The sequence below is a fragment of the Variovorax sp. OV700 genome (assembly GCF_900099805.1).
In the GTDB taxonomy this organism is placed as follows: domain Bacteria; phylum Pseudomonadota; class Gammaproteobacteria; order Burkholderiales; family Burkholderiaceae_C; genus Variovorax.
In genome coordinates this window covers 183,399-190,334 of sequence record NZ_FNDR01000012.1, presented here as the reverse complement: position 1 = coordinate 190,334, position 6,936 = coordinate 183,399, and the positions used below count along the sequence as shown (strand labels likewise).

The window sequence follows — 6,936 nt, the reverse complement described above, 5'->3', positions numbered from 1 at the left end:
CCAGCGTGTAGTCACGCTGCGTGCGTTTGACGCCTGATTCCATTGACTTGCCTTTTCTTGGGGGAAAAGGTGTCAACCCATTTCAGGACGGGTCATCGCAAACAAGAAAGCCGGCCACTGGGCCGGCTTTTTTCATGGAGCGGCTGCCAGGCAGCAGCCATCCCTCTCTATATATGACTAGAACGGCAGCTTGGGGCCGCCAGGGCCACCCATGCCGCCCATTCCCTTCATGCCGCCCATGCGCTTCATCATCTTCATGAGGCCGCCGCCCTTCATTTTCTTCATCATTCCCTGCATCTGCTCGAACTCGTTGAGCAGGCGGTTCACTTCCTGAACCTGCACGCCGGCGCCGGCCGCGATGCGGCGCTTGCGCGTGGCCTTGAGCAGCTCGGGCTTGCGCCGCTCGAGCGGCGTCATGCTCTGGATGATGCCTTCCTTGCGGCGGATATCGCGCTCGGCACGGGTCATGTCGGCCTCGGTGGCCTTGGCGGCCATCTGCTGCGGCAGCTTGTCCATCAGGCTGGAGAGGCCGCCCATCTGCTTCATCTGCTGCAGCTGGCCGAGGAAGTCGTTCAGGTCGAAGCCGGCGCCGCTCTTGACCTTGGCCGCGAGCTTCTGCGCCGCCGCCACGTCGACGCCGGCCGTGACCTGCTCGACCAGCGCGACGATGTCGCCCATGCCCAGGATCCGGCCCGCGTGGCGTTCGGCGTCGAACACCTCGAGGCCATCGATCTTCTCGCTGGTGCCGGCAAACTTGATCGGCACGCCCGTCACCTGGCGCACCGACAGCGCCGCGCCGCCGCGCGAATCGCCGTCGGTCTTGGTCAGGATGATGCCGGTGAGCGGCAGCGCGTCCTTGAAGGCCTTGGCGGTGTTGATCGCGTCCTGGCCCTGCATCGCGTCGACCACGAACAGGGTTTCGACCGGATCGAGTGCGCCATGCAACTGCTTGATCTCTGTCATCAGCACTTCGTCGATGGCCAGCCGGCCTGCCGTGTCGACCAGCAGCACGTCGAAGAAATGGCGCTTGGCGTGGTCGAGCGCCGCGCGCGCGATGTCGAGCGGCTTCTGGTCCGGCGTGCTCGGGAACCATTCGGCACCGGCCTGCTTCGTGACCAATTTCAGCTGCTCGATGGCGGCGGGACGGTAGACGTCGCCGGACACGGTGAGCACTTTCTTCTTGCGCTTCTCGATCAGGTGCTTGGCCAGTTTGGCGGTGGTGGTGGTCTTGCCCGCGCCCTGCAGGCCGGCCATCAGGATCACCGCAGGCGGCTGGGCTGCGAGGTTGATGTCCGATACACCCTCGCCCATGGTGGCGGCGAGTTCGCGGTTCACGATGCCGACCAGCGCCTGGCCCGGCTTGAGCGAGCCCAGCACTTCCTGGCCGAGCGACTTTTCTTTCACGCGCGCCACGAAATCGCGCACCACGGGCAGCGCCACGTCGGCCTCGAGCAGCGCCATGCGTACTTCGCGCAGCATGTCCTGCACGTTGCTTTCGGTGATGCGCGCCTGGCCGCTCATCGTCTTGACGAGGCGGGAAAACTTTTCTGTGAGGGCGGTGGCCATGAAAGAGATGCCTTGCTGCCCGCCGCGGCGGGTCAATGGAAAGTCGGAAACTGGAGATCGGCCGGTTACTGCGGCACGAAGAAAGTGCGCACGCCTGGGGGAGATAAACTCTACCGATGATTTTAGCGATCCCCTCCCCCCTCGCGGTGGCGCTGGGCATCGCCACCGCGGCTGCCTACGGGTTTGCCGCTGCCGCTGGTGCCAGGCTGAGCCGAAAAACCACTCAATGGGCCCTCGGGCTGGCGTGGCTGCTGCATGCCGCGGTGCTGGGCCATGGCCTCGTCGGCAGCCAGCCCCGCTTCGGCTTCGCGCCCGCGCTATCTGTTACCGCCTGGCTGGTGCTGACCGTCTATGCGGTCGAAAGCAGCATGTACCCGCAGATGAAGGTGCGCCGTGCGCTGGCTTGGCTGGGGGCGGCGGCCGTATTGCTCGGCGTCTTTTTTCCGGGCACGCCGCTGCACGTCTCGGCATCGCCCTGGCTGCCGCTGCACCTCGCGCTCGGCATCGCGTCTTATGGTTTGTTCGGTGCCGCCGTCGTCCATGCCTGGCTGATCACGCGGGCCGAGAAACAGATTCGCCTGGCCACCGAGCCGCAGGCGGGCCTGCCACTGCTCACGCTCGAGCGACTCACCTTCCGCTTCGTGATGGCCGGCTTCGTGCTGCTTTCGGCCACGCTTCTCGCAGGCTTGCTGTTCAGCGAAACGCTGTATGGCGCGTCGTTCCGCGGCTGGAAGTGGGACCACAAGACGGTGTTCTCGGTGCTGGCCTGGATCAGCTTTGCGGTGCTGCTGATCGGCCGCGTGCGCTTCGGCTGGCGCGGCCGCACGGCGCGGCGCGTGCTCTACGCCGGCTCCGTCCTGTTGCTGCTGGCTTACGTGGGTTCGCGTTTCGTGCTCGAAGTGGTGCTGGCGCGCGGCACGTCATGAAATACCTTCTCGTTCTCGCGGTGCTCTGGGTGGCCATCTGGCTCTGGCGCAAGAACCGCCGGGAGGAAATGCGCGAGGCCGAGCGCGAGCAGGCGGCGGCCCGCGCCCAGCGCCCGCCCGCCGCTCCGGCGGCGCCGCAGGCCATGCTGCGCTGTGCCCATTGCGGCTTGCACTTGCCCGCGAGCGATGCGATCGGGGGTCCAGGAGACGCGGTCTACTGCAGTGTGGCGCACCGCCAGGCCGCCGAGCGCGGCTGAACGGACGCCGCGCTCCATGAGCTCTTCCCTCTGGCCGCGAGGCGAGGCCGCCACCGACTGGGACTTGCTCGAGCCGGGGCATAACGAGAGCGCCGCGCTGCTGCGCTTGTGGCGCGGCTTCATGGCGGCGCGCTGCTTCGTTGCGGTGGTGCTCGTGCTGCTTCAGGGCGTGGCACTGGCGCTCGGCCAGACGATGCAGCCGCTGGCCATCGCGCTTTCGGCCGGCTACCTGATCGCCACCTGGCTGGGCGCCCGCTACGCGCATTTCGCGCCGCCGATCCGGGGCTTCGCGGCGCTGTGGTTCATCACCATCGGCATCGACCTCGGCACCTTCACCGCGCTCCAGGTGCTCCAGGGCGGCAACATCAACTACACGCCGCTGTTCGCGCTGCCGGTGCTCATGAGCGCGGTGCTCGGCACGGTGACCGTGGGCCTGGGCACCACGGCCACGGTCACCCTGCTGCTGCTGGCCGACGCGGGTTGGCACTGGCTGCAGCAGCCCGGCGACTCCTCCACCCGCTTCGTGCAGGCGGCGCTCACCGGCACCGGCCTTTTCGTCGTGGCCCTGCTGGCGCATGAGCTGGCGCGCCGGCTCGCGCGCGAAGAAGAAACGGCGCTGCGCAATCGCAGCAGCGCGCAGATGCAGGCGCAAGTCAACGACCTGGTGATCGAGACACTGAGCGAAGGCGTGCTGGTGATCGACGCCGAGGGAATGGTGCATGCGGCCAATCCGGCGGCCGACGCCATCCTCGGACAGGGCCTGGCCCGGCTCGCCCTCCCGTTCGCACTGCATGCGCAGCCGGCCTGGCATGCGCTGGCGGCGTTGGCGCGCCAGACCTTTGCGCGCCGCGCTCCCCAAAGCGAGGAAATTCCCGTGGCGCAGGCCCGCGGCGCCGCGCGCGAAGTGCGGGTACGCACGCGGCTCACGCCCACCAGCGACCAGCGCGTCGACAGCCTGTGCGTGATGTTCCTGCAGGACCTGCGCGAACTGGAGGCCCGCATCCGCACCGAAAAGCTCGCGGCGATGGGCCGCATGTCGGCCGCGGTGGCGCATGAAATCCGCAACCCGCTGGCCGCGATCACGCAGGCCAGCGCCCTGCTCAACGAAGACCTCACCGATCCCGCGCACCGCAAGTTGACCAGCATGGTCCAGCACAACGCGCAGCGGCTCGCCCGCATCGTGGACGACGTGCTCGATGTTTCGCGCGCGCGCCAGCAGCGCGTGCTCTCGCTCGGCGAGCAGGTCGCGCTCGACCCTGCGGTGCGTGCGCTGGCCGAAGAATGGGTGCGCCAGACGCACCGCCAGGGCGTGCTGATCACGCTCGATGCCGTCGACAGCGAAGTGCGCTTCGACGTCGAGCACCTGCGCCGCTTGCTCGTGAACCTGCTGGACAATGCGGCGCGCTACGCCGGCAACCGGGAAGGCTCGATCCAGGTCGTTACCACCATGCAACGCGGCAGTTCCAGCCGGCCGAGCCTGCAGGTGTGGAGCGACGGCGCGCCACTGGAGCCGGCGGTGCAGCGCCACCTGTTTGAACCTTTCTTCTCATCCGAGAGCCGCTCCAGCGGGCTCGGCCTCTTCCTGTGCCGCGAGCTGTGCCGGCGCCATGGCGCCACCATCGGCTACGAACGGCGCGCGCTCGTCGCGGGCGGGCCCGAAGGCAACGAATTCTTCGTCAGCTTTGCGCCAAGCGAAAACCGGCTGACACAATAGCGCCGTGAGCACTCCTCCTCCTTCCCTGCAGCGTCCGGCCAACATCCTGGTCATCGACGACGAACCCGACCTGCGCACGCTGTACGAGCTGACGTTGCTGCGCGAAGGCTATCGCGTCGAGGCCGCCGGGAGCGTCTCCGAAGCCTGGCAGCATCTCGAGGCCGCGCATTTCGATGCGGTGATCACCGACATGCGGCTGCCCGATGGGCAGGGCATGGAAATCATCCATCGCATCCAGAAGAACCAGCGCAGCGAGCGTTGCGTCGTGATGACGGCTTATGGCTCCGCCGAGAACGCGGTCGAGGCACTGAAGGCCGGCGCGTTCGACTACCTGACCAAGCCGGTCGATCTCAAGCAGTTCCGCGCGGTGGTCGCTTCCGCCGTGCAGGCGCAGCAGGCGCTGCCCACCAAGGCGGTGCGGGCCGCACCCGCGGAAACGGGCGAGCGCACCGATGCGCCCGCCATTCCGGGCAGCGGCATCGCGGCGCTCCAACGGCTGGTGGGCGACTCGGAGCCGATGCGGCTCGTCAAGTCGCGCATCGCCAAGGTGGCGCGCGGCATGGCGCCGGTGCTGGTGCGCGGCGAATCGGGCACCGGCAAGGAACTGGTGGCGCGCGCCGTGCACGCCTGCAGCCAGCGCAGCGAAGGCCCGTTCGTCGCGGTCAACTGCGGCGCCATTCCCGAGAACCTGCTCGAGGCCGAATTCTTCGGCGCCCGCAAGGGCTCCTACACCGGATCGTCGCAAGACCGCGACGGCTACTTCCAGGCCGCGCGGGGCGGCACGCTGTTCCTCGACGAAATCGGCGACCTGCCGCTGGCGATGCAGTCCAAGCTGCTGCGCGCCATCCAGGAGCGAAGCGTGCGCTCGATCGGTTCCACGCAGGAAGACGCGGTCGACGTGCGCATCGTGAGTGCCACGCACAAGGATCTGCATGCCGAAGTCCAGGCCGGCCGCTTCCGGCAAGACCTGTTCTACCGGCTCAACGTGATCGAGATTGCGGTGCCCGCGCTGCGCGACCGGCGCGAAGACCTGCCCGCGCTTTGCGCCGCGCTGCTCGCGCGAATTGCGCAGGACGGCGGATTGCCGGTGCCCCACCTGTCCGCCGATCTGCTGCGCCGCCTGGCGCAGCATCCGCTCGACGGCAATGTGCGCGAACTCGAGAACCTGCTGCATCGCGCCGTGGCGCTGAACGATGGCGACGAGCTGCACCTCGACTTGACGGCAGGAGGACAGCCTGCCGCGGCTCCGGCCGACTCCTCAGGCGCGGCAGCCTCCGCGCCTGCATTGCCGACTTCTGCGTCGGAGGCCGGCGTCGATTCGCCTCCCGCGCCCGCTCCGGCCGCGAGCGCAGTTGCGGAGTCCAGATCCGCCGCCCTCCCCTCCGACCTGCAGGCCTACCTCGACCAGCAGGAGCGCGAGATTCTCGTGCGCGCGCTGCGCGAAAGCGGCTTCAATCGCACGGCGGCCGCGGCGCGGCTCGGCATGAGCCTGCGCCAGATCCGCTACCGCATCGCGCGGCTGGGCATCACCACGCCCAACGGCGACGAAGGTGCCGTCAGCCATGCCGACGACTGACGCACCGGCCAGCGCGGGCAGCAACGGCGACGACGGCCTCTGGCAAGCCGGCTGGTATCGCTTCTCCAAGGCGCTGCGCTCGCCGAATTTCGGTCCGCGGCCCGCAGGCGCGCAGACCGACCTGATCGTGCTGCATTCGATCAGCCTGCCGCCCGGCGAATACGGCGGCGATGCGGTGCAACAGCTTTTTGTCAACCAGCTCGACTGGGACGCGCACCCCTACTTCCAATCCATCCGCGGCCTCGAGGTTTCCTCGCATTTCTATGTGCGACGCAATGGCGAGCTCTGGCAGTTCGTGAGCTGCGACGACCGTGCCTGGCATGCCGGCGTGTCGGCGTGGCGCGGCCGACAGAACTGCAACGACGATTCGATCGGCATCGAACTCGAAGGCCTGGAAGGCGAACATTTCGAAGATGCGCAATACGAAACGCTGGCCAGCCTCTGTGCCGCCGTCGCGCAGCACTACGCCATTGCCCACATTGCCGGCCACGAGCACATCGCACCGGGCCGCAAGCAAGACCCCGGCGCGGGCTTCGACTGGCAATTGCTGCGCGGACAACTCGGCTGGGACTTGCAAATGTTTCCCGAGCAAGCGATCCCACGCTAATTTTTTTTATCGCGCAGCGCCTTGCGATGCGCTGTGCTCGCGTCGCCTCCGTTTCGCAAACGCCGACGCGCAGCGTAGCAACCATGCGCCTTGCAGGCCCAAATCGTCCGGCAAGCCACGCCCCATGCGGCCTGCGCGACCATAGGCCAGTATTCACGCGGCACCGATGGCCGTATGCCGAATCCTAGAGAAATACCCGTAGGGGTTAAACTTCCACAAAACACTACCTGTAGTGGCTTGTAGACCCTCTGCACCCTAGATATAGTGTCTCCGTCCGGCCAACAACGCCG

Annotated in this window: 6 protein-coding genes; 5 read left to right on the top strand and 1 reads right to left on the bottom strand. The window is 67.5% G+C overall.

The features are described from left to right. Nucleotides 1-177: 177 nt before the first annotated feature. Nucleotides 178-1,566 (bottom strand): signal recognition particle protein, encoded by a 1,389-nt coding sequence (gene ffh / locus BLR24_RS24465; RefSeq protein WP_093022034.1) that lies wholly within the window; start codon nucleotides 1,564-1,566, stop codon nucleotides 178-180. 116 nt (nucleotides 1,567-1,682) lie between these two features. On the opposite strand from ffh, the gene ccsA reads away from it, so the two are divergent. Genes ccsA through ampD form a run of 5 tightly spaced genes read left to right on the top strand, consistent with a single transcriptional unit; the run spans nucleotide 1,683 to nucleotide 6,646 of the window. After that, a complete protein-coding gene (gene ccsA / locus BLR24_RS24460; RefSeq protein ID WP_093021983.1) occupies nucleotides 1,683-2,492 on the top strand; it encodes a cytochrome C assembly family protein in 810 nt (269 codons plus the stop codon). Next, the gene (locus BLR24_RS24455; RefSeq protein WP_093021980.1) at nucleotides 2,489-2,749 is read left to right on the top strand and encodes a PP0621 family protein; all 261 of its coding nucleotides are present in this window, start codon (nucleotides 2,489-2,491) and stop codon (nucleotides 2,747-2,749) included. The genes ccsA and BLR24_RS24455 overlap by 4 nt, the downstream gene beginning before the upstream one ends. Before the next feature lie 16 nt (nucleotides 2,750-2,765). Then, nucleotides 2,766-4,463 (top strand): two-component system sensor histidine kinase NtrB, encoded by a 1,698-nt coding sequence (locus BLR24_RS24450; protein WP_093022031.1) that lies wholly within the window; start codon nucleotides 2,766-2,768, stop codon nucleotides 4,461-4,463. A 25-nt stretch (nucleotides 4,464-4,488) separates the two neighbouring features. Then, nucleotides 4,489-6,039, top strand: a complete 1,551-nt coding sequence (locus tag BLR24_RS24445; RefSeq protein WP_093022028.1) for a sigma-54-dependent transcriptional regulator — start codon at nucleotides 4,489-4,491, stop codon at nucleotides 6,037-6,039. After that, a complete protein-coding gene (gene ampD, locus BLR24_RS24440; protein ID WP_093021978.1) occupies nucleotides 6,026-6,646 on the top strand; it encodes a 1,6-anhydro-N-acetylmuramyl-L-alanine amidase AmpD in 621 nt (206 codons plus the stop codon). Before BLR24_RS24445 ends, ampD begins: the two co-directional genes overlap by 14 nt. Nucleotides 6,647-6,936 lie beyond the last annotated feature (290 nt).